A 21,224-nucleotide genomic window follows, 5' to 3' on the forward strand; every position below is an offset into this window, starting at 1 on the left:
GGTGACGTCCGGTGGTGAGGTTAGTCATGCCGTCGAAACATTTCGGTTACGCGCAGTGGTGAAGGGAGACGCCACGCTCACGCTGCCCGGCCTTCTCTCGCTCCGCGCGCGGCAGGAGGCCGGGCGCACCGCCGTCGAGGTGGCCGGGGTGGGGGCGCTGACATTCGGGGAGTGGGAGGCGCGCTCGGCCGCGCTCGCCCGGGCGCTGGCCCGGCGGGGGCTGCGGCCCGGGGGACGGGTCGGGCTGCTGTACGGCGAGCGGGACTGGATCGACTACGCCGTGGCCTGGGCAGGGGTGCTGCGGGCCGGCGGCGTGGCGGTGCCCCTGTCGGACCGGCTGGCGGCGGCCGAGGTGCGGCACGCCTTCACGGACTGCTCGGTGGAGGCCGTCCTGCACGGCGACGGGCTCCAACCGCCGGACGCCGGCGGCTGGCGGGCGACCCTCGCCGGCCTGCCCCTGGACGGCGGCGACGCTCCCCTGCCCGAGGCGCGCCCCGGCGACCTGGCGCAGATCATCTACACCTCCGGCACCACGGGCCGGGCCAAGGGGGTCGGCGCGACGCACGCCAACCTGGCCTACGGCGCCGACCCCGGCCCGCGCCGCCGCAAGCTGGCCCACTCGCGGCACTTCCTGCACGCCTTCCCGATCGGCAGCAACGCCGGGCAGACCATGCTCGTCAACGCCCTCGACGCCCGCCCGGCGGCGCTCACCCTCCCCCGCTTCACGCCGGGCCGCTTCGCCCGGGTCGCCGAGTCCTACCGGGCGGGGACGTTGTTCGTGGTGCCGGCCATGGCGATCGAGCTGCTCGGCGCGCGGGTGCACGAGCGCCACGACCTGAGCTGCGTGCGGCTGCTCGGCTCCACCGCGGCCGCGCTGCCGCCCGCCGTCGCGGCCGGCCTGGCCGAGGCGTTCCCGAAGGCGACGATCGTCAACTACTACACCTCGACCGAGGCGGCGCCCGCCCAGACCGTGATGATCGTCGACCCGGCCCGGCCCGACTCCGTCGGGCGGCCCGCGTCCGGCGGCGACCTGCGGATCCTGCGCCAGGACGGCTCGCCGGCCGGGCCCGGCGAGCAGGGCGAGGTGTGGCTCCGCTCCCCCGCGGGCCCGCGCGCCTACTACGGCGACCGGCGGCTGAGCGGCGAGGTGTTCCGCGACGGCTGGGTGCGCATGGGCGACATCGGCTACCTCGACCGGGACGGCTACCTCCACCTGGTGGACCGGGAGGGCGACGTCATCAAGTCCGGCGCGTTCAAGGTGTCCACGCTGCAGGTGGAGGCGGCCCTGCACGAGCACCCGGCGGTCGCCGAGGCCGCCGTGGTCGGGCTGCCGCACCCGGTGCTCGGCCGGGTGCCGGCGGCGGCCGTCGTCGTGCGGCAGCCGGTCACCGCCGCCGGCCTGCGGACGTTCCTGCTGGACCGGCTCGCCCGGCACGAGCTGCCCGCCCGGCTGCTGTTCGTGCCCGAGCTGCCGCGCAACCACCTCGGCAAAGTGGTCAAGCCCCGCCTTCTCGACCTGCTCGCACAGGAAGATCGCTCATGACGCAGCACCACCGGCAGGAAACCGCGCCGGCCCCGCACGCCCCGGTCCCGTACACCCAGGCCGTCCGCCTCACGGACGCGCCGGCCTCGTTCGCGCAGGAGGGGATGTGGGTCGCCGAGCAGTCGGCGGCGGGCCCGGCCTACCACCTGCCGCTGGCCCTGTGGTTCGACGGCCCGCTCGACGTGGACGCGCTGCTGTCCGCGTGCGCCGCCGTGGTCGCCCGGCACCCGGTGCTGGCGACGACCGTCCGCGACGGCGCGGGCGGGCTGCGGCAGGCCGCGGCCGAGGAGCCGTCCGTGACGCTCGCCGGCCCGCCCGGTGACGCGCCCGGCGCGCTGGAGCGGCTGGTGCGGGAGGAGGTGGCCCGGCCGTTCGACCTGGAGGAGGGGCCGCTGGCCCGCTTCACGCTGGCGCCCGTGGGGGCGGGGCGGCACCTGCTGCTGTTCGTCGCCCATCACCTGGTCTTCGACGGCCTGTCCAAGGACATCCTGGTACGGGACCTGGCCCGCTTCTACGCGACCGGCACGCGGGGCCCGGTCGCGCCGCTGCCGTTCGCCGAGGCGGCCGCCGCGGAGCGGGCGCGCGCCGAGGCCGCGTTGCCGGACGCGCGCGCGTTCTGGGCCGGGCGCTGGACGGAGCCGGCCGGGCCGGCGCTGCCCGGCCTGCGGCCCACCGCCCACCGGTACGGCCCCGGCGCGCAGCTCGGCGGCGACGTCGAGCAGGAGCTGGGCGCGTGCGCGGCGGCGGTGGCGCGGGAGACGGGCGCGACGACGTTCGAGGTGCTGCTGGCGGCCGTGCACGCGCTGCTGTTCCGCTACCGGGGCCCGGACGGCGCGGACGCGCCCACCGTGGTGGGGATCGACGTGACCACGCGCGACGCGGCCCGCGCCGGGCACGTCGGGCCGTTCGTCAACGAGCTGCCCGTCTTCGCCCGGCCGTCCGCCGGGCTGGCGTTCCGGGAGCTGGTGCGGCAGGTCAGGGCCGAGGCGCGGGAGGCGTACCGGTTCCGGGAGGTGCCGGTCGCGCGGGCGCTCGGCCTGCCGCGCGGCGCGGTCGTGCCGGTCACGGTCAGCTACCGCAGGGGGGCGCCGGAGCCGGAGTGGCCGGGCCTGGACGTCACGGTGGACCGGATGATGTTCGGCGGCGGCGTGCGCAACCCGCTGCACCTGCAGTTCGCCGACGGGCCCGGCGGGCTGGCCTGGTGCCTGCGCCACGACCCGGCGGCGGTGGACGGCGACCTCGCCGCCCGCTTCGCCGCCGGGCTGCGGACCCTGCTGAGGCACGCCGCCCGCGACCCCGGGACGCGGCTGGGCGCGCTGGAGGTGATGGGCGCTGCCGAGCGGCGGCGGCTGCTGACCGGGTGGAACGACACGGCGGCGCCGTACCCGGCGGAGACGACGCTGCCCGCGCTCTTCGCCGCCCAGGTGCGGGCGCGGCCGGACGCGGTCGCCGTCACCGACGGGGACCGCTCGCTCACCTACGCCGAGCTGGACGCCGCCGCGGGCCGGCTCGCCGGGCGGCTGCGCGCGGCCGGGGTGGGGCGCGGCGACCTGGTGGCCGTGCACGTGCGGCGCTCGGCGGCGCTGCCGGTCTGCCTGCTGGCGGTGCTGCGGGCGGGGGCCGCGTACCTGCCGCTCGACCCGGACCACCCGGCCGGGCGGCTGGCCATGATCGCCGAGGACGCCCGTCCCCGGCTGATCCTGTCGGAGGAGCCGCCGCCGGCCGGCCTCCCTGGGCCGGTGCTGCTGGTGGGAGCGGAGTCCGGGACGGCGCCGGCGGACGTCGGGGCGCGGCCCGGCGACCTGGCGTACGTGATCTACACCTCGGGTTCGACCGGGCGCCCGAAGGGCGTGGAGGTGGAGCACCGCAGCCTGGCGAACCTGCTGCTGGCGATGCGCGACCGCCTCGGGTCCGGGCCGGCGGACGTGTGGCTGGCGCTGACGTCGCCCGCCTTCGACATCTCCGCCCTGGAGCTGTACCTTCCGCTGGCCGTCGGGGGCCGGATGGTCGTCGCTCCGCCCGGGGCCGTGCGGGCGCCCGCCGCGGTGGCCGCGCTGGCCGCCGCGCAAGGGGTGACGCACGTGCAGGCGACGCCGTCGGTGTGGCGGCTGCTGCTGCCCGGCGGGCTCGGCGGGGTGACGGCGCTGGCCGGCGGCGAGGCGCTGCCGCCGGCGTTGGCGGCCGAGCTGCGGGCGCGCTGCCCCCGGGTGGTGAACGTGTACGGGCCGACGGAGACGACGATCTGGAGCACGTACGCGGAGGTGGGTACAGCGGCCGGCGGGGATGACGGCGGGGAGGACGGCGGGGAGGACGCCGCCGTGACCATCGGGCGGCCGCTCGCCAACACCCGGGTGTACCTGCTCGACGACGCACTCCGCCCGGTCCCGCAGGGCGTCGCGGGTGAGCTGTGCATCGCCGGGGACGGGGTGGCGCGGGGCTACCGGGGCCGTCCCGCGCTCACCGCCGACCGGTTCGTGCCGGACCCGTTCGGCCCGCCCGGGTCGCGCCTGTACCGCACCGGCGACCTGGCCCGGTGGCGGCCGGACGGGACGCTCGCGTTCCTGGGCCGCCGCGACGGGCAGCTCAAGCTGCTCGGTCACCGCGTCGAGCCGGGCGAGATCGAGGCCCGCCTGCGTGAGCACCCCGGCGTCGCGGAGGCCGCCGTGGCGCTGCGCGGCGAGCGGCTGGTCGCCTGGCTGGTGCCCGCGCCGGGGGCGGCGCCCGAGCCGGCCGCGCTGGCCGCCCACCTGGCCGGGACGCTGCCCGCGCCGCTGCTGCCGGCCGCGTACGTCGCCGTGGACGCCCTCCCGCTGAACCCGGTCGGCAAGCTGGACCGCGCCGCCCTGCCCGACCCGCCGCGCCGCTCCCCCGGCCCCGCCGCCGCTGCCCCGGCCGCCCCCGTCCCGGCGGCTCGTGACGCGGATCTGGCCGAGGAGGTGCGGCGGATCTGGCGCGAGGTGCTGGAACTGGCCGAGGACGACGAGATCGGGCCGGACGACGACCTGTTCGACCTCGGCGGCCACTCGCTCACCATCGCCCAGATCACCGCCAGGATCAGGGAGCGGATGGGCGTCGAGGTGTCCTTGGACGCCTTCTTCGACGACCCCACCGTCGAGGGCGTGGCGGCCGAGATCGCCCGGCTGCGCGACGCGCCCCGCGAGCAGCCCGGCGAGCAGCCCGGCGACGGCGTCCGGCCCCGCCCGGCCGGGACGGCCCCGCCGCTGTCGTACGCGCAGGAGCGCCTGTGGTTCCTGCATCGCCTCGACCCGGCCGACGCCTCCTACAACATGTACCTGGTGCTGCGGCTCGGCGGGCCGCTCGACGTCCCCGCCCTCCTCGGGGCGCTGGAGGCGGTGGTGGCGCGGCACGAGAGCCTGCGCACGTCGTTCGGGGACGTGGACGGCGAGCCGGTCGCGCTCGTGCACCCGCCGGGGCCCGTCGCCGTCGAGCGGATCGACCTGGGCGGCGCGCCCGACCCGGCCGAGCGGGCCAGGCGGCTGGTGGCCGAGCGCGTCAACGCGCCCTTCGACCTCGCCGCCGCGCCGCCGCTGCGGATGTCCCTGCTCACCCTGGGCGGCGACGACCACGTGCTGTGCTTCGTGCTGCACCACGTCATCGCCGACGGGGCCTCGCTCGGCGTGTTGTTCGACGACCTGTTCGCGCTCTACCTGGCCCGGGTGGAGGGGCGGGAGCCGGCGCTGCCGCCGCTGCCGGTCCAGTACGGCGACGTCGCGCTGTGGCAGCGCGAGCGCGACTCCGGCGCGGCGGCCGAGGAGTCCCTCGCCTACTGGCGGGACCGCCTGGCCGACCCGCCCGCGCTGGAGCTGCCCCCCGACCTGCCCGGCGGGGGCCGGCCGGAGGGCGCCTTCCATCCCTTCCGCGTCCCGGACCGGGTGGTGTCCCGGCTGGAGCGGCTGGCGCAGGAGCAGGGGGCGTCGCTGTTCATGGTGCTGGCGGCGGCGTACCAGGTGCTGCTGGCCCGGCACACCGGACGGACGGACGTGCTGGTCGGCACCCCGTGGGCGGCCCGCGACCGGGTCGAGCTGGAGCCGGTGATCGGCTACCTGACCGACACGCTCGTGCTGCGCGGCGACCTCGCGGGCGACCCGGCCTTCCGCGACCTGCTCACGGCCACCCGGCGCGCGGTGCTGGAGGCGCACGCGCACCGGACGGTGCCGTTCGAGCGGCTGGTCGGCGAGCTGGGCGTGCCGCGCGACCTGCGGCGCAACCCGCTGCTGTCCACCATGGTCATCCTGCACAGCCAGGCCGGCGACGGCACCCCGCCGGAGCGGATGGGCGAGCTGCGGGTGCGGCTGTTCGACGGCGGGTACCGGCAGGCCAAGTTCGACCTGGCGCTGGAGACCTGGCGCGACGAGCAGGGGCTGCGGGCCGTCCTCGGCTACGACGCCGCCCGGTACGCGGCGGCCACGGCCGAAGGGCTGGCGGCGCGGTTCGCGGTGCTGCTGGAGGGCGTCGCCGAGGACCCGGACCGGCCGCTGTCGCGGCTGCCGCTGCTGACCGGCGCCGACGAGGCCGCGCTGGCGTGGGGCGAGGCCGAGCCGGCCGGGCCCGCCGAGCCGGTCCCCGCGCTGTTCGAGCGGGCCGTGGCCGCCGACCCGGCGGCGACGGCGCTGGTGTGCGGCGCCGAACGGGTCAGCTACGGCGAGCTGGACCGGCGGGTGGCGCTGCTGGCGGCGGCGCTGCGGCGGCGCGGCGTGGCCGACGGGAGCGTGGTCGGCGTGTGCCTGGGCCGCTCGGCCGAGGCGATCGTGGCGCTGCTCGCCGTGTGGCGGGCCGGCGGCGCGTACCTGCCGCTGGACCCGGAGCACCCGGACGAGCGGCTGGCCTTCCTCCTCGCCGACAGCGGCGCCCGGCTGGTCGTGACCGACCCGGCGCTGGCCAGGCGGCTGCCGCCGGACGTGGCGGTGCTGGTGCCGTCGGAGCGGTCGGGCAGCGGCGACGACCGGTGGCTCGGCGGCTGGGCCTCTGCCGGGCCCGGCGACCCCGCGTACGTGATCTACACCTCCGGCTCCACCGGGCGGCCGAAGGGCGTGCTGGTCGAGCACGGGGCGCTGGCCGCGCGGGTGGCGTGGATGCGGCAGGCGTACGGGCTGCACCCCGGCGACCGGGTGGTCCAGTTCGCCTCGCTGAGCTTCGACGCGCACGCCGAGGAGCTGTACCCGGCGCTGGCGGCGGGGGCGTCGGTGCTGCTGCTGCCCGGCGGCGCGGCGACCCTGCCGGACGAGCTGCGCACCCCCGCCGGGCGGGAGGTCACCGTGCTGGACCTGCCCACCGCCTACTGGCACCGGCTGACCGAGGCGCTCGGCGACGTCACCTGGCCGGAGCCGCTGCGGCTGGTCGTCCTCGGCGGCGAGCAGGCGCGGGAGGCCGCCGTGGCGCGCTGGCGCGACCGGTTCGGCGACCGGGTGCGGCTGGTCAACACCTACGGGCCGACCGAGGCCACGGTCATCGCCACGGCGGCGACGCTCGGCGCGTCCGACGCCGTCCGCCGGCCGCCCATCGGCCGGCCCATCTCGGGGACGACGGCGCGCGTCCTCGGCCCGTACGGCGAGCCGGTGCCGCCCGGCTTCCCCGGCGAGCTGTGCCTCGGCGGGGCGGGGCTGGCCCGCGGCTACCTCAACCGGCCCGCCCTGACCGCCGACCGGTTCGGGCCGGACCCGTGGGGGCCGCCCGGCGCGCGCCTCTACCGGACGGGGGACCGGGTGCGGTGGCGGGCGGACGGGACGCTGGAGTTCCTGGGCCGGCTCGACGGCCAGGTGAAGGTGCGCGGCTTCCGCGTGGAGCCGGGCGAGGTGGAGACGGCGCTGCTGGCCCGGCCCGGGGTGCGGCAGGCAGCCGTCGCCGCGCACGGCGAGCGCCTGGTCGCCTACGTCGCCGGGGACGCCGCCCCGGACGAGCTGCGCCGCGCGCTGGCCGCGTCCCTGCCCGCGCACCTGGTGCCGTCAGCGTGGGTGCGGCTGGACACGCTGCCGCTGACGGTCGCCGGCAAGGTCGACACGGCGGCGCTGCCGCCGCCCGAGCCCGAACCGGCCGCCCGGCACGTGCCGCCCCGCACCGACGCCGAGGAGCTGGTGGCCGGGGTGTGGGCGCGGGTCCTCGGGCTGGACGGCGAGCGCGTCGGGGCGCTGGACGACTTCTTCGCGCTCGGCGGGCACTCGCTGCTGGCGACGCGGGTGGCGGCGCTCCTGGGGAACGCGGTCGAGGTGGAGGTGCCGATCCGTACCGTCTTCGACCGGCCCACCGTGGCGGGGCTGGCCGAGGCGGTGGAGGAGCTGCTGATCGAGCAGCTCGCGGGGCTGTCCGACGCGGAGGCGGCCCGGCTGCTCGACGCGGAGGCCCAACGATGACCACCACCGACCCCACCCCGTCGTCCCCCGAGCAGCCGTCCGAGGTGGCGGGGGTGCTGTCGGAGGCGAAGCGGGCGTTGCTCGCGCGGCGGCTGCGGCAGGGCGCGGCGGTGGCGGCCACCGCACCGGAGGGCACGCCGGAGGACGCGGCCGGCGGCCGGCACGGGGACGCGGCCGGGAGCGGGCAGGGGGCCGGAGGCACGCCCGGGGGCGGGCCGGGGGTGCGCCGGGTGGTGCCGGTGCGGGCGGCAGGGGAACTGCCGTTGTCGCACGCGCAGGAGCGGTTGTGGTTCCTGGAGCAGTTCGCGCCGGGCACCGCCCAGCTCACCATCCCGATCCGGGTACGCCTGCGCGGCCCCCTGGACGCCGACCGGCTGGCGGCGGCGCTCGCCGCCACGGCGGCCGGGCACGACGCCCTGCGCATGCGCTTCCCCGCCACCGGCGACGGCCGCCCCCGGGTGACGGTGGCGGAGGCGGCTACCGGGGAGGCGGCCGGGGAAGAGGTGCTGCCGCTGACGGTACGGGAGGCGGCCGGCGAGGACGCCGCCCGCGCCCTGGTGGAGGAGTTCCTGGCGGCCCCGTTCGACCTGGCGGCGGGCCCGGTGGCGCGGGCGCTGCTGGTGCGGCTCGGCCCCGCCGACCACGTCCTGACGATCGCGATCCACCACATAGCGGCTGACGGCTGGTCGGCGGACCTGCTGCTGCGCGAGCTGTACGCCCGCTACGACGGGACCGTCCCGCCCCCGCCCGAGGTCTCCTACGCCGACTACGCGGCCTGGCAGCGCGCCCGCCCCCTGGCGGCGCGGGACCTGGAGTTCTGGCGCGACCGGCTGGCCGGGCTGGAGCCCCTGGACCTGCCGACCGACCGGCCCCGCCCGCCGGAGCGCACCTACTCCGGCGCGGCCTGCGCCTTCGAGCTGCCCGAGGAGGCGGCGGCGGGCCTGGCGCGGCTGGCCCGCGAGCACCGGGCGACCCCGTACATGGTGCTGCTGGCCGCGTTCGCGGCGCTGCTGGGCCGTTACGCGGGCGCGTCCGACGTGGCCGTGGGCTCGCCCGTGGCCGGGCGGCCCGCGCCCGAGCTGGACCGGGTGGTCGGCTGCTTCGTCAACATGCTGACGATGCGGGTGGACCTGTCGGGCGACCCGTCGTTCGCGGAGCTGCTGGAGCGGGCGCGGGCGGTCACGCTGGACGCCCTGGCCCATCAGGACCTGCCGTTCGAGCAGCTCGTCGCGGAGCTGGACCTGCCGCGCGAGGTGTCCAGGCCGCCGCTGTTCGAGGTGCTGCTGGCGGTGCAGAACTACCGCGACGGCGACCTCGTCCCGCCCGCCGGGCTGAGCGCCGCCGACTTCCCGGTGAGCTCCTGGTCCACCCGCTACGACCTGGAGCTGTACGCCGGCGACGGTCGCGGCGGCCTGCTGGTGCACAACACGGACCTGTTCGACCGGGAGACCGCCGAGCGGCTGACCGGGCACCTGGGCACGCTGCTGGCGCGAGCCGCCGCCCGGCCGGACCTGCCGCTGTCCCGCCTCGACCTGATGACCGACGGCGAGCGCCGCCTGGTCCTGGAGACGTGGAACGACACGGCCACCGCCTACCCCGGCCCGGCCACGCTGCACGGCCGCTTCGAGGCCCAGGCCGCCCGCACCCCGGACGCGCTCGCCGTGCGCTGCGAGGGGCGCTCGCTGACGTACGCGGAGCTGGACGCGGCGGCGGACCGGATCGCCCGCACCCTGCGCCGCCACGGCGTGCGGCCCGGCTCGGTGGTCGCGGTGTGCGCGGAGCGCTCGCCCGAGCTGCTGCCCGGCCTGCTGGGCGTGCTGAAGGCGGGCGCCGCCTACCTGCCGGTGGACCCGGAGTACCCGGCGGAGCGGGTGGCGTTCATGCTGGCCGACGCCGCCCCGGCGGCGCTGCTCACGCAGCGCGGGCTCCGCGCCGAGCTGCCGCCGTCGGCCGCGCTCGTCCTCGACCTGGACGACCCGGACGCCTGGACCGGCGGCGACGACGCGCCGCTGCCGCAGGCCGGCCCCGGCGACGTGGCGTACGTCATCTACACCTCGGGCTCCACCGGCCGCCCGAAGGGCGTGCCGAACACCCACGGCGGCATCGCCAACCGCCTGGACTGGATGCAGGAGCGCTTCGGGCTGGACGCGGCCGACGTCGTGCTGCAGAAGACGCCGCTCAGCTTCGACGTGTCGGTGTGGGAGCTGTTCTGGCCGCTGCGCTGCGGCGCCCGGCTGACGCTGGCCGCGCCGGGCGGGCACCGGGACGCGGCCTACCTGCGGGAGCTGATCGCCGCGGAGGGCGTCACCACCGCGCACTTCGTGCCGTCGATGCTGGCCGTCTTCCTCGCCGAGGACGGCGCGGCCGGGTGCGGGTCGCTGCGGCGGGTGATCTGCTCCGGCGAGGAGCTGCCCGCCGACCTGGCCCGCCGCTGCCTGGCCGCGCTGCCCGCCGCCGAGCTGCACAACCTGTACGGGCCGACCGAGGCGGCGGTGGACGTCTCCGCCTGGCACTGCACCCCGGACGCGCTGGCCGGCCTGGCCCGGGTGCCGATCGGCGGCCCGATCGCCAACACCGCCCTGTACGTGCTGGACGCCGCGCTCCGGCCGGCCCCGGTCGGGGTGCCGGGCGAGCTGCACATCGGCGGCGCGGGGCTGGCCACCGGCTACCTGAACCGGCCCGCGCTGACCGCCGAGCGGTTCGTGCCCGACCCGTACGGGCCGCCGGGCGCGCGCCTGTACCGGACCGGCGACCTGGCCCGGTGGCGGCCGGACGGCACGCTGGAGTTCCTGGGCCGCCTGGACGACCAGGTCAAGCTGCGCGGCCTGCGGATCGAGCCGGGCGAGATCGAGGCGGCCCTGCGCGCGCTGCCCGCCGTCCGCGACGCCGCGGTGATCGTCCGCGAGGACCGGCTGGTCGCCTACGTCACGCCAGGGGAGGCGGAGCCGGACCGGTCCGCCGGGCCGGACCACGCCGCGCTGCGGGCCGCGTTGAAGCGCACCCTGCCCGACCACATGGTGCCGGCCGCCTTCGTCACGCTGGACGCGCTGCCGCTCGGCCCCAGCGGCAAGCTGGACCGCCGCCGCCTGCCCGCCCCGGTCGCCGCCCGCGACGCCGGGGTGGCGCTGGTCGCCCCCGCCACCCCCACCGAGTCGGCGCTGGCCGCGATCTGGCGCGACCTGCTGGGCCTGGACGCCGTGGGCGTGCACGACGACTTCTTCGACCTGGGCGGCCACTCGCTGCTGGCCACGCAGGTGGTGGCCCGGCTGCGCCGGGACAGCGGCCTCGCGGTCGCCGTCATGGACGTCTTCAAGCATCGCACGATCCGCGAGCTGGCCGCGCTCGCCGACACGCCCGCCGAGCGGCGCGGTCCGCGCGCCCTGCTGCACCGGCTCACCCCCGCCTCGCGGCGGGCGCCGGAGCTGACCTACGTCTGCGTGCCGTACGGCGGCGGCAGCGCGGTCGTCTACCAGCCGCTCGCCGACGCCCTGCCGGACTCCGCCGCCCTGTGGTCGGTGGCGATCCCGGGGCACGACGTGGGCGTGGAGGAGGAGCGGCTGCCGTTCGAGGAGCTGGCGGCGGCGTGTGTGGCCGAGATCCTGGAGAAGGTGGCCGGCCCGATCGTGCTGTACGGGCACTGCGGCGTCGGCTCGGCCCTGGCCGTCGAGCTGGCCCGCCGCCTGGAGGCCGCCGGGCGGGAGCCGGCCGCCGTCTACATCGGCGGGATCTTCCCCTTCGCCCGGCCGCGCGGCGCGCTGCTGTCGCGGCTGACGAAGCTGGCGGAGGGCGAGCGGCTGCGCGGCGACCAGCGTTACGTCAACTGGCTCATCTCGATGGGCCTGGACATGGGCGAGGTGGACCCGGGGCAGGCCCGCAGGATCGTGCGCAACATGCGGCGCGACTCGCGCGAGGCCGAGGAGTTCTACACGCGGCTGCTGGAGTCCGGCGCGGAGCGGCTGCGCGCGCCGGTGATCACCGTGGCCGGCACCGAGGACCCGGCCACGGACTACTACCAGGAGCGCTACCGGGAGTGGCACTTCCTCACGCCGGTGTCGGCCGTGGTCGTGCTGGCCGAGGCGGGGCACTTCTTCCTCAAGTACCGGGCGCGGGAGCTGGCCGGGATCGTCACCACCGTGCACCGGGAGCTGGAGGCGCCCGTGACGGGCCGCCGGGACGGCGCCACCTGGTGGCTGCACGGCGTGTCGCGCGCCGGCGAGGCGCCCCCGCCCGCCGGGCCCCGGCCGGGCCTGGCCCGCTTCCTGACCGTGGCGGCGAGCCAGCTCGTGTCGGCGACGGGGTCGGCGCTGACCGAGTTCGCGGTGCCGCTGTGGATCTACACCACGACGGGGTCGGTGGCGCAGTTCGCGCTCATGGCGGTCGCCGGGCTGGTGCCGGGGCTGCTGGCCGCGCCGGTCGCCGGGGCGGTGATCGACCGCGCGGACCGGCGGCGGGTGATGCTGGCGGGCGACGCGGCGGCGCTGGCGATCCAGCTCGCGTTCGGCACGCTGCTGTGGACCGGGAACCTGTCGCCGGGACTGATCTACCCGCTGCTCGGCTGCCTGTCGGTGGCGCTGACGTTCCAGCGGATCGCGTACTTCTCGGCCGTGCCGCAGCTCGTGCCCAAGCTGTACCTCGGGCACGCCAACGGGGTGCTGCAGCTCGGCAACGGCACCGCGCAGCTCCTGGTGCCGCTGTTCGCGGTCGGGCTGATGGCGGGCATCGGGCTCGGCGGCATCCTCGTGCTCGACGTCCTGAGCTACGCGGTCGCCGTCGCCGTGCTGCTGGTGGTGCGCTTCCCGCGCACGCTGCCGTGGCGGCGGCGCGAGTCGGTGAAGGACGAGATCCTGGGCGGGCTGCGCTACTCGCTCGGGCACCGCGGGTTCGTCGCGATGTTGCTGTTCTTCGTCGTCATGAACGTCTTCCTCGCGCCGCTGCTGCTGATGTTCTCGCCGCTGGTGCTGTCCTTCGCGGGGCTCGGGGACGTGGGCCGGGTGTCGTTCCTGGCGGGGGCGGGGACGCTGGCCGGCGCGCTGGTCATGACCGTGTGGGGCGGGCCGCGCCGGCTGCGGCTGCGCGGCGTGCTGCTGTGCGCGCTGGCGCTCGGCTTCTGCTGCGCGGTCACCGGCCTGCGGGCCGACCTGGCGGTGATCGCGGCCGGGGCGTGCGGGATGACGGCCTGGGTGACGGTGCTGAACGGCATCTACACCACGATCGTCCAGGTCAAGGTGCCGCAGCGCTTCCACGGGCGGGTGTTCGCGATGAACACCCTCATCGCCTGGTCCACGCTGCCGATCGGGTACGGCCTGGTCGCCCCGTACGCCGCCGCGCTGCTCGACCCGCTGCTGCTGGACGGCGGCCCGCTGGCCCCGACCGTGGGCGCGCTCATCGGCACCGGGCCGGGGCGCGGCATCGGCCTCATGTACGTGCTGTCCGGCCTGGTCATCATGGCGCTCGCGCTGGTCGCGACGCGGGTGCCGGCCCTGGCCCGCTTCGACAGGGAGGTGCCCGACACCGTCGCCGACGACCTGGTCGGCCTGCGCGCGCTGGGCGTCCCCGCCGCTGATCCCCTACCTCCGGGAGTAACCGCCATGGACGCAGCCCCCGCACGCCCCCTCGACCGGGCGGGAGAGCCCCGGTGAGCCTGGAGCGCAGGCTGGCCGAGCTGATCGCCGAGGTCTCCGAGGGCGCGGTCGGCGCCGAGGAGGCCCTGGCCGGCGAGCACAGCCTGTCCGCGCTCGGGCTCACGTCGCTGGCCCGCATCAGGCTCGTGGACGCCATCGAGGACGTCTTCGGCGTGGACGTGGACCTGGGCGCGGGGCCGAGCGCCGAGCTGTCCACCGCCGAGCGCGTCGGCGACCTCGCCGCCGCCGTGGCGGGCCTGCTGGAGCGCGGGTCGTGACCGGCCTGGAGCAGGCCGTGGTGGTGTTCGCGGCGGCCCCGCCGCGGGTGCCGGAGGGGCCGCTGACGTGGGGGCAGCGGCTCATGTGGCGGGCGACGCACCTGATGGGCGGCAGCCGGGCCTTCCTCAACTGCCCGTGGGTGCTGCCGGTCTACGGCCGCCGCGAGCCGGCCGACGTCCTCGGCGGGCTGCGCGCGCTGCTGGAGCGGCACGAGAGCCTGCGCACCACGTTCGTGGCCGGTCCTGAGGGCCCGGTGCAGCGGGTGGCGGCGACCGGCGAGCTGCCGGTGGCGCTGACCGTGCCGGAGCCGGGCGAGAGCGCGCTGCGGGCGGCCGCGCGGGTCGCCGCCGACCTCGGCCGCGTCCCGTTCGACCACGGCCGGGACCTGCCGCTGCGCTGTTCGCTCGTGCTGAAGGACGGCCGGCCGAAGGCGGTCGCGCTCGCCTTCTCCCACCTGGCCGTGGACTACCAGGCGTTGTCGCTGCTGGCCGCCGAGTGGAAGGCGCTGCTGCGCGGCGAGGAGCTGCCGCCGCCCTCCTGGCAGCCGGCCGACCAGGTGGAGCTGGAGCGGTCGCCGGTGTTCCTGGCGCGGTCGGCGCGGTCGCTGGCGTACTGGCGGCCGGTGCTGGAGGAGGTGCCGCTGGAGGTGTTCGACCACGCCCCCGGGGAGCCGGAGGACCCGCGCTTCATCGAGGTCGAGCTGGAGTCGGTGGCGCTGGCGGCCGCGGCGACCGCCCTGGCGGCCCGCTGGACGCTCAGCACCACGAGCGTGCTGCTGGCCGCCTGCGCCGCCGTCCTCGCCACGGCGAGCGGCCGGGAGCGGGCGGTCATGCAGCTCGTGCACGGCAACCGGCGCGACCCCCGCACCCGCGGCCTGGTCGCCACCGTCGGGCAGGACGCGCTGTTCGTCCTGGACCTGGCGGAGCAGGACTTCGCCGCGCTCTGCCGGGCCGCGCACCGCAACGCCCTGACCGCCTACCGCAACGCCTGCTACGACCCCTACGCGATGCAGGCCATGCGCGAGGAGGTCGGCCGCCGGCGCGGCCGGGAGCCGGACCTGGACGCCTTCTTCAACGACCGGCGCGGCACCGGCGAGTGGCCGAGCCTGCCCGCCGCGGCCCCGCCGTCGCGGACGTCGGTGCGCGACGCCTGGCCCGGCGTGCGGTTCAAGGCGTTCTTCACCGTCGGCACCGCCCCCGACACCGGGCAGCTCAGCCTCATCGCCGACACCGCCTACCTCGGGCGGGAGACGGCGCGGGCCATGCTGCTGGCCGTGGAGAGCCTGCTGGTGCGGGCCGTGCGCGAGGACGTGCCGATGGCCGGCGCCGCCCGGCTGTGCGGCATGCCGCGCCCGGGCGGCCTGCCCGCCGCGTCGCGGTGAGCGGGGTCAGGGCACGAGCACGAGCCGGATCGGGTCGCCCTCCTTGCGGGCCAGCCGGTCGAGCGCGGCCGGGGCCTCGGCCAGCGGCAGCACGCCGCTGACCGACGCGCTCAGGTCGAGCCGCCCGCGCCCGGCCAGCGTGACCAGGCGCTGGACGTCCTGCGGCAGGGAGCCGTAGTGGCCGTGCACGGACTGGCGGAAGTAGGCGAGCCCGATGTCGTCGGGGATCGTGACGGGCTGCCCGGCCAGCCCGACGACGACCAGCCGGCCGCCCGGGCCGAGCACCTTCAGCGCCTGCTCGCGCACCGGCGGCACGCCGGCGAAGTCGAGGGCGACGTCCAGCCCGAGGCCGCCGGTGCGGTCCAGCACGGCGTCGCGGAAGGCCGGGTCGGCCGGGTCGATCGCGACGTCGGCGCCGAGCGCGAGCGCCCGTTGCCTGGCGGCGGGCAGCGGGTCGACGGCGATCACCGGGGCCGCGCCGACCAGGCGCAGGAGCTGTACGGCGTGCGCGCCGAGCCCGCCGACGCCCCACACGGCGGCGGCGTCGCCCGCCCGGGTGGCGGCGGTGGAGGTGATGGCCGCCCACGGGGTGGAGACGGCGTCGGGGATGATGCACGCCTGCTCGAACGGCAGGTCGTCGGGGATCGGCACCACGGTCGTGGCGGTGGCCAGGGCGTACTCGGCGTAGCCGCCGTCGTAGTCGACGCCGCGGGTCAGCACCGTGCCGCGCAGGTCGCTCTCCCCCGCCTGGAGCACCACCCGCTGCCCCGGGCTCCAGGCCTCCGCGCCGGGGCCGGCCGCCTCGATCACGCCCGCCACCTCGTGGCCGAGCGTGACCTCGTCACCGGTGAGCCACGCGGGCCGCAGGGTGCCGTCGAGCAGGTGCACGTCGGACAGGCAGACGCCGGCGGCGCGCACCGCGATCCGCACCTGCCCGGGCCCGGGCTCCGGCACCGGCACGCGCTCCATGCGCAGCTCGCGGGTGGGCAGGTGCAGCCGGGCGGCCAGCATGTCGGTCACGGTGGGTCTCTCTTCCTCGGCCGGGCGGGGCCGGGCGCCCCGCCCACCAGGGAGCCTACGGCCGGGACCGGCCGCCGCCCCAGGCAGGCCCGGGGCGTGTCACCAGCGGTTGCGCGCCTCCTCGGCCCAGCCGGTGAGCCCGTCGAGCGCCACCCAGGCGCCGTCGCCGGCCCGGACCCGGCCGCCGAAGGAGCCGAAGCACTGGTGCGTCTCGGAGCCGACGACGCCCAGCTCGGTGCGCGAGACCCGCTCGTGGAACGGCGTGAACTCCACCTCGACGCCGTCGCCGGAGATCCGCCAGGGCTTGAGCCAGTCGGCGCGGTCGTAGGACCACTCCAGCTCCGCCCCGATCTTGTGCAGCCGGCCGTCGAGGAACAGCGCGTTCTCCGTCATGCCGGTGCCGTCGGTCCACTTGCCGCCGAGCTGCACGGCCCGCCCGGGGGCGCTGCCCGCGGCCCAGTTCCACGCGACGGAGTACGGCCACCTGCCGCGCCCGTGGTCGAGCACCGCGAAGGCGTCCTCGCCCACGTCGTGCGTGACGTCGCCGAGCACGAGCCGGCCGCGCACCGGCCGCCCGACGTCCTTGACCGTGTACTGGAAGCGGCGCGGCCCCCACGGGACCACGACGCCCAGCGACTCGTGCCCGTCCGGGAGCGGGATCTCCAGGTCCACGGCGACGCCGGGCGCGGCGGCCCGCAGCCGGGTGCCGCCGGGGTCCTGGTCGATCTCGACGCGGACGCCGCCGCCCGTGGCGCGGGCCCGGCCCGCGCCGCTGACCGGCGGGAACACCGCGCCGCGGGCCAGCGGCACCACGGCGTCGTGGCTGACCTCCGCGCGGGAGGCGCGGTCGAGCACGTAGACGCCGTGGACGCCGGCGTAGTCCAGCGACGACGCCACCACCCCGACGACGTGGGACGGCGTCACGACGCCCCAGTACTCCCAGCGCTTGGCCCGGCCCCAGCCGCGCAGGTTGGCCCGGTGCAGGGGGCGCCTGGTCCAGCCGACGGCCGCCGGGTTGAGGCGGCCGCCGGGCAGGCACAGGTCGACGGGCTCGGTGATCTCCCGCTCGTGCGTCGGCATGGGCCGAATGTACTAGCCCGGGAAGTTCTTCGGGTTGACCGAGCTGGTGCGGGCGTTGCCGCCCCGCACGGGGTTGAGGGTCAGGGTGTAGATCTTGTAGCGGATCTGCGTCGAGGTGCGGACGGTGGAGTAGCGCAGCCGGTCGTCGAAGCGCTGGTACGTGGCCGCGCGGGTGAAGCGGTGCGAGGAGGTGCTGTAGCGGTAGCCGGTGGTGAAGTAGATGCGGTACGTGCCGTCGCGCACGTCCTTGATGCTGGCCGAGGAGTGGGCGCGGACGTAGATGCTGATCGCCTTGGTGCCGCCGCGGACCAGGATGACGACGCCGTCCCTGGACAGGCCGTTCTTGATCTTCAGGACGCCGCGGCCGCCGCTGATGCGGTCGAAGAGGATCGCGCCGTTGCGCGGGCGCGCGGCGGCGGACGAGGCGGCGGCCTGCGGGGCCGCGGCCACAGCGCTGACGGCAGTGGTGCTGACGGTGGTGGTGCTCGCGGTGGCCCCGGCCGGGGTGGCCGCCACCAGGGCGCCGGCCAGCGTGACCGCGGCGATGAGGCCGGTTCGCGACGCCAGAAGCGTGTTCTTCACGCGAACGTCTCCTTTTGAGGGGGGAACATGGTCAAACCAGGCCCACGATAGAGAACCCAGGCGCTCCGGCCCACCTGTTATCGGGTACTCGCCCTCTTTTTCGCGTTTCCGCGGCCGGGTCAGGCTGATGTGGAGGTGACCTCGCGGGCGAAGGCCAGCGAGGCGGCGAAGCACTCCTCGACCACCTGCTCGCCGACGCCGGCCCACAGGTGGTCGGCGTCCGGCACCGGCCGCAGGTCCGCGCGCGCCCCGGCGGCGCGCAGGGCCTCGGCCAGGCGGGCGCTCTGCGCGGCGGGGACGCGGGTGTCGGCGGTGCCGTGCAGGAGCAGGAACGGCGGCGCGTCCGGCGTCACGTGCGCGACGGGGCTGGCCGCGCGGGCCGCCCCGGGGTCCTCGGCGGCGGGGCGGCCCAGCAGCAGGGCCTCGTACGTGCGCCGGGGTCGGCCGGGTCGAGCGGCCCGTCGTGGTCGGCGGCGAGCGCGGCCAGGTCGGTGGGCGGGTACCAGGCGACGCAGCCGCGCACGCCGGGCTCGGTGAGCGCGGCCAGCGCGGCGAGGTGGCCGCCGGCCGACTCGCCCCACACGACGGTGCGGGCGGCGTCCACGGCCAGCTCGCCGGCGCGGGCGCGCAGCCAGCCGAGCGCGGCGCGCACGTCGTCGAGCTGGGCGGGGTACGGGGCCTCGCCGGACAGCCGGTAGGCGGGGCAGGCCACGGCGAACCCGGCCCCGGCCAGCAGGGCGGGCGGCCCCGGACGCCAGTGCCGGAAGCGGGGGCCGAAGTCGCCGCGCAGGCCCCTGCGCCAGCCGCCGCCGTGCAGGAACACCACCAGCGGGGCGGGTCCCGCCGCGCCCGCGGGCAGCCACAGGTCGAGCTCCAGGGGGCGGGTGCCGTCGCGGAGGGCGTACACGGCGCCGCGCAGCAGCCGCGCGCCGGGGCCGTCCGGGTGGGCGGGGGCGGGCAGCGGCAGGGCGGCCGGGTCCGGGGGCGCGGTCAGCTCCGGCAGGGTCGTCATCGTGCTGGTCCTCACGGGTGCGGGGCGGGCGGGTCCGGGACGGCGGGTCCAGGACGGCGGGTCAGGGGCTCGTGTGCCACTGGTGGCCGGGCAGGAAGCGCACGTCGTACCGCTGCGGCACGGTGCCGAACGCGGCGGGCTCGGGCACGACCGGCTCCTTGGGCAGGCCGAGCGCGTCGGTGGGCGCGCCCAGCGACTCGAAGAAGCGCTCGAACGTGCCGCCGGGCCCGGCCGCGACGCCGACGATCAGGCTGTCGTGGCGCTCGATGCGGTAGGCGTGCGGGCAGCCCTTCGGGACGAAGCCGAAGTCGCCGGCCGTCAGCAGCCGCTCGCTCTGCTCGCCCCGCAGGTCCTCGACGAAGACCCGCACGGCGCCCTGGGTGACGTAGAAGACCTCGTAGGTGCCGGGGTGGGCGTGGGCGGGGATGGTCTCGCCCTTGGGGCCCTGGCAGGTGAAGAAGTTGAAGGTGTTCTCGGTCTGCTCGCCGCCCGCGTAGACGGTGAACAGGTCGCCGAACAGGTGGGCGCGGTCGCCCATGCCCTTCTCGACGAAGTACGGGACGCCGGGCTCGGCGGGCAGGTGCGAGCGGGCGCGGTACCGGGTGGCGTACTCGATCGTCACGTGGACCTCCGGACGTCCGGGGAAAGGGGCTGGTCAGGCGGCACGACGACGCTGTCTCACGGTTTTCGGTCACGCTGGCTCCGCCACGTCACACGGTAGCCCCAGGCGAAGCCGGGCAAGCCGTACACTTGGCGACACACCATGAAGAAAAACGGTCACCGGCGGGACGACGTGCCGGAGCTGCCCTACCGGCCCGCGCCGGGCGCGCCGCCCGGCGTCGAGGTGCTGGACCTGCCGCGGCTCGCCGCGCGCCGCCGCGCGCAGGGCGCCGACCCGTACGCGCCGCGGCGGCTCGGCTTCCACGAGCTGATCGCGGTGCACGCGGGCACGGTGCGGTGCGCGGCCGGCTGGAGCGTGCACGAGGTGGGGCCGGGGAGCTGGTTCTGGGTCCGGCCGGGGCAGGTCCACCAGTACCTCGGCGACCTGTCCGCGGCCGAGGCCACGGTGATCCTCTTCCCCACGGGCTTCCTCGACCGCGTGTCGGGCGCGGCGGCCGGCGTGGACCGGCGGGTCCGCCGCGCGCCGCTGACCCCGGCGGGCGCCCAGCGCACGGCCGTGGAGCAGGTGCTGGAGCTGCTGCGCGGCGAGTATGCCCGGCTCGCGGACCTGCCGCTGGAGGCGCACATCGAGGTGATGCGCCACCTGCTGTCGGTCCTGCTGCTGCGCCTGGCGCACCTGCGGGGCGGGACGGCCGGGGAGAGCGCGGGCAACGAGGCGTTCCTGCGGCTGCAGGAGGCGGTGGAGCGCGACTTCGCCCGCACCCACAAGGTGGCGGACTACGCGGCCCGGCTCGGCTACAGCGTGCGCACCCTGACCCGCGCGGCGCACGCGGTGGCCGGGCGCGGAGCCAAGCGCCTCATCGACGACCGGGTGCTGCTGGAGGCCAAGCGGCTGCTGGTGCACACCGACCTGCCGGCGTCGGCGGTGGGCGACCGGGTGGGGTTCGCGCACCCGACGGCGTTCGGGGCGTTCTTCCGGCGGCGCACGGGGATGACGCCGGCGACGTTCCGCGCCGTCACCCGCGGCGCCGCCCCCGACCCGGCCGCCGGCGGGTGGGCCGCTCAGGAGCCGCCGAGCACGGCCAGCGCCTCCTCGACGTAGGAGAGCAGCGGGCGCACCCGCCCGTCGAGGTGCCACTGCTCCAGCGAGCCGAAGTAGACCCCGAACCAGTACGCGCGGGCGGTGACCCGGGCGCGGACGGGCGGCACGCCGGCGGCGGTCAGCAGGTCGGTGAGGCGGCGGCTGCCCTCGTCCAGCCCGGCGTGGACGGCGGCCCGCACCGCGGGCTCCTCCAGCACGTACCGCATGCCGCGCCACGGCTCCGACCGGGGCACCCCGTCCTGGGGCGGCGGGCCGGCGATGGCGGCGACCAGGCGGCGCATCGTGCCGGGCAGGTCGGCGGGGTCGAGGTGCGGCTTCAGCCCGTCGCCGCCGACCGCCGTGTGCGGGTCGGTGGTGAACAGGCCCTCCTTGGTGCCGAAGTAGCGGTAGAAGGTGCGCGGCGAGACGCCGGCGGCCGCGGCGATCCGCTCGACCGTGACCTCGGCGTAGCCGTGCTCGTCGAAGAGGTCCATCGCGGTGGTGATGATGTGGTGCACCGCGGCGAGGCGGTTGCGCTCACGGAGGGTCAGCGCCATCACAGCAGGCTATCACGTCCTGCCATGATGGCAGTATCTGCCACATTGACAGAAGGTGACAGCGGCGGGACGATGGCAG

General features: G+C 77.2%; 13 protein-coding genes. 6 read left to right on the forward strand and 7 right to left on the reverse strand.

Going from position 1 to position 21,224, the window contains the following annotated elements; genetic code table 11:
* Window positions 1-55 precede the first annotated feature (55 nt).
* From MF672_RS18155 to MF672_RS18175, 5 genes are read left to right on the forward strand one after another with little or no spacing between them, the layout of a single operon-like run.
* Window positions 56-1,543 carry a class I adenylate-forming enzyme family protein gene (locus tag MF672_RS18155; RefSeq protein WP_242381981.1) on the forward strand — a complete coding sequence of 496 codons (1,488 nt, stop codon included), beginning with the start codon at window positions 56-58 and terminating at the stop codon, window positions 1,541-1,543.
* On the forward strand, window positions 1,540-7,911 hold the full coding sequence (locus tag MF672_RS18160) for a non-ribosomal peptide synthetase (RefSeq protein WP_247815290.1): 6,372 nt from the start codon (window positions 1,540-1,542) through the stop codon (window positions 7,909-7,911). Before MF672_RS18155 ends, MF672_RS18160 begins: the two co-directional genes overlap by 4 nt.
* Window positions 7,908-13,550 carry a non-ribosomal peptide synthetase/MFS transporter gene (locus tag MF672_RS18165; RefSeq protein ID WP_247815291.1) on the forward strand — a complete coding sequence of 1,881 codons (5,643 nt, stop codon included), beginning with the start codon at window positions 7,908-7,910 and terminating at the stop codon, window positions 13,548-13,550. The genes MF672_RS18160 and MF672_RS18165 overlap by 4 nt, the downstream gene beginning before the upstream one ends.
* Window positions 13,547-13,810, forward strand: a complete 264-nt coding sequence (locus MF672_RS18170; RefSeq protein WP_242382348.1) for an acyl carrier protein — start codon at window positions 13,547-13,549, stop codon at window positions 13,808-13,810. The genes MF672_RS18165 and MF672_RS18170 overlap by 4 nt, the downstream gene beginning before the upstream one ends.
* Entirely contained in the window at window positions 13,807-15,192 is a 1,386-nt protein-coding gene (locus MF672_RS18175; RefSeq protein WP_242382349.1) for a condensation domain-containing protein, read from the forward strand. The genes MF672_RS18170 and MF672_RS18175 overlap by 4 nt, the downstream gene beginning before the upstream one ends.
* 6 nt (window positions 15,193-15,198) lie before the next feature.
* Here MF672_RS18175 and MF672_RS18180 read toward each other — a convergent pair whose 3' ends face one another.
* From MF672_RS18180 to MF672_RS18205, 6 genes are all read right to left on the reverse strand, one after another.
* Window positions 15,199-16,203, reverse strand: coding sequence for a zinc-binding dehydrogenase (locus tag MF672_RS18180; protein WP_242382353.1), 1,005 nt, complete (start codon window positions 16,201-16,203; stop codon window positions 15,199-15,201).
* 108 nt (window positions 16,204-16,311) lie between these two features.
* Window positions 16,312-17,292 carry a DUF2804 domain-containing protein gene (locus MF672_RS18185; protein ID WP_242382350.1) on the reverse strand — a complete coding sequence of 327 codons (981 nt, stop codon included), beginning with the start codon at window positions 17,290-17,292 and terminating at the stop codon, window positions 16,312-16,314.
* 12 nt (window positions 17,293-17,304) lie between these two features.
* On the reverse strand, window positions 17,305-17,874 hold the full coding sequence (locus MF672_RS18190; RefSeq protein ID WP_242382351.1) for a hypothetical protein: 570 nt from the start codon (window positions 17,872-17,874) through the stop codon (window positions 17,305-17,307).
* A gap of 119 nt (window positions 17,875-17,993) precedes the next feature.
* A complete protein-coding gene (locus MF672_RS18195) occupies window positions 17,994-18,293 on the reverse strand; it encodes a prolyl oligopeptidase family serine peptidase (RefSeq protein ID WP_308210533.1) in 300 nt (99 codons plus the stop codon).
* Entirely contained in the window at window positions 18,224-18,886 is a 663-nt protein-coding gene (locus MF672_RS18200) for an alpha/beta hydrolase fold domain-containing protein (protein WP_247815293.1), read from the reverse strand. The genes MF672_RS18195 and MF672_RS18200 overlap by 70 nt, the downstream gene beginning before the upstream one ends.
* Window positions 18,887-18,947: 61 nt before the next feature.
* Window positions 18,948-19,508 carry a quercetin 2,3-dioxygenase gene (locus MF672_RS18205; protein ID WP_242382908.1) on the reverse strand — a complete coding sequence of 187 codons (561 nt, stop codon included), beginning with the start codon at window positions 19,506-19,508 and terminating at the stop codon, window positions 18,948-18,950.
* A 141-nt stretch (window positions 19,509-19,649) separates the two neighbouring features.
* Here MF672_RS18205 and MF672_RS18210 point away from each other — a divergent pair, with 141 nt between their 5' ends.
* Window positions 19,650-20,609, forward strand: a complete 960-nt coding sequence (locus MF672_RS18210; protein WP_242382910.1) for a helix-turn-helix transcriptional regulator — start codon at window positions 19,650-19,652, stop codon at window positions 20,607-20,609.
* On the opposite strand, the gene MF672_RS18215 is transcribed toward MF672_RS18210, so the two are convergent.
* Window positions 20,570-21,145 carry a TetR/AcrR family transcriptional regulator gene (locus tag MF672_RS18215; protein ID WP_242382912.1) on the reverse strand — a complete coding sequence of 192 codons (576 nt, stop codon included), beginning with the start codon at window positions 21,143-21,145 and terminating at the stop codon, window positions 20,570-20,572. The two genes, MF672_RS18210 and MF672_RS18215, sit on opposite strands and share 40 nt — an antisense overlap.
* Window positions 21,146-21,224: the final 79 nt, after the last annotated feature.

This window comes from Actinomadura luzonensis, assembly GCF_022664455.2.
GTDB lineage: Bacteria > Actinomycetota > Actinomycetes > Streptosporangiales > Streptosporangiaceae > Nonomuraea > Nonomuraea luzonensis.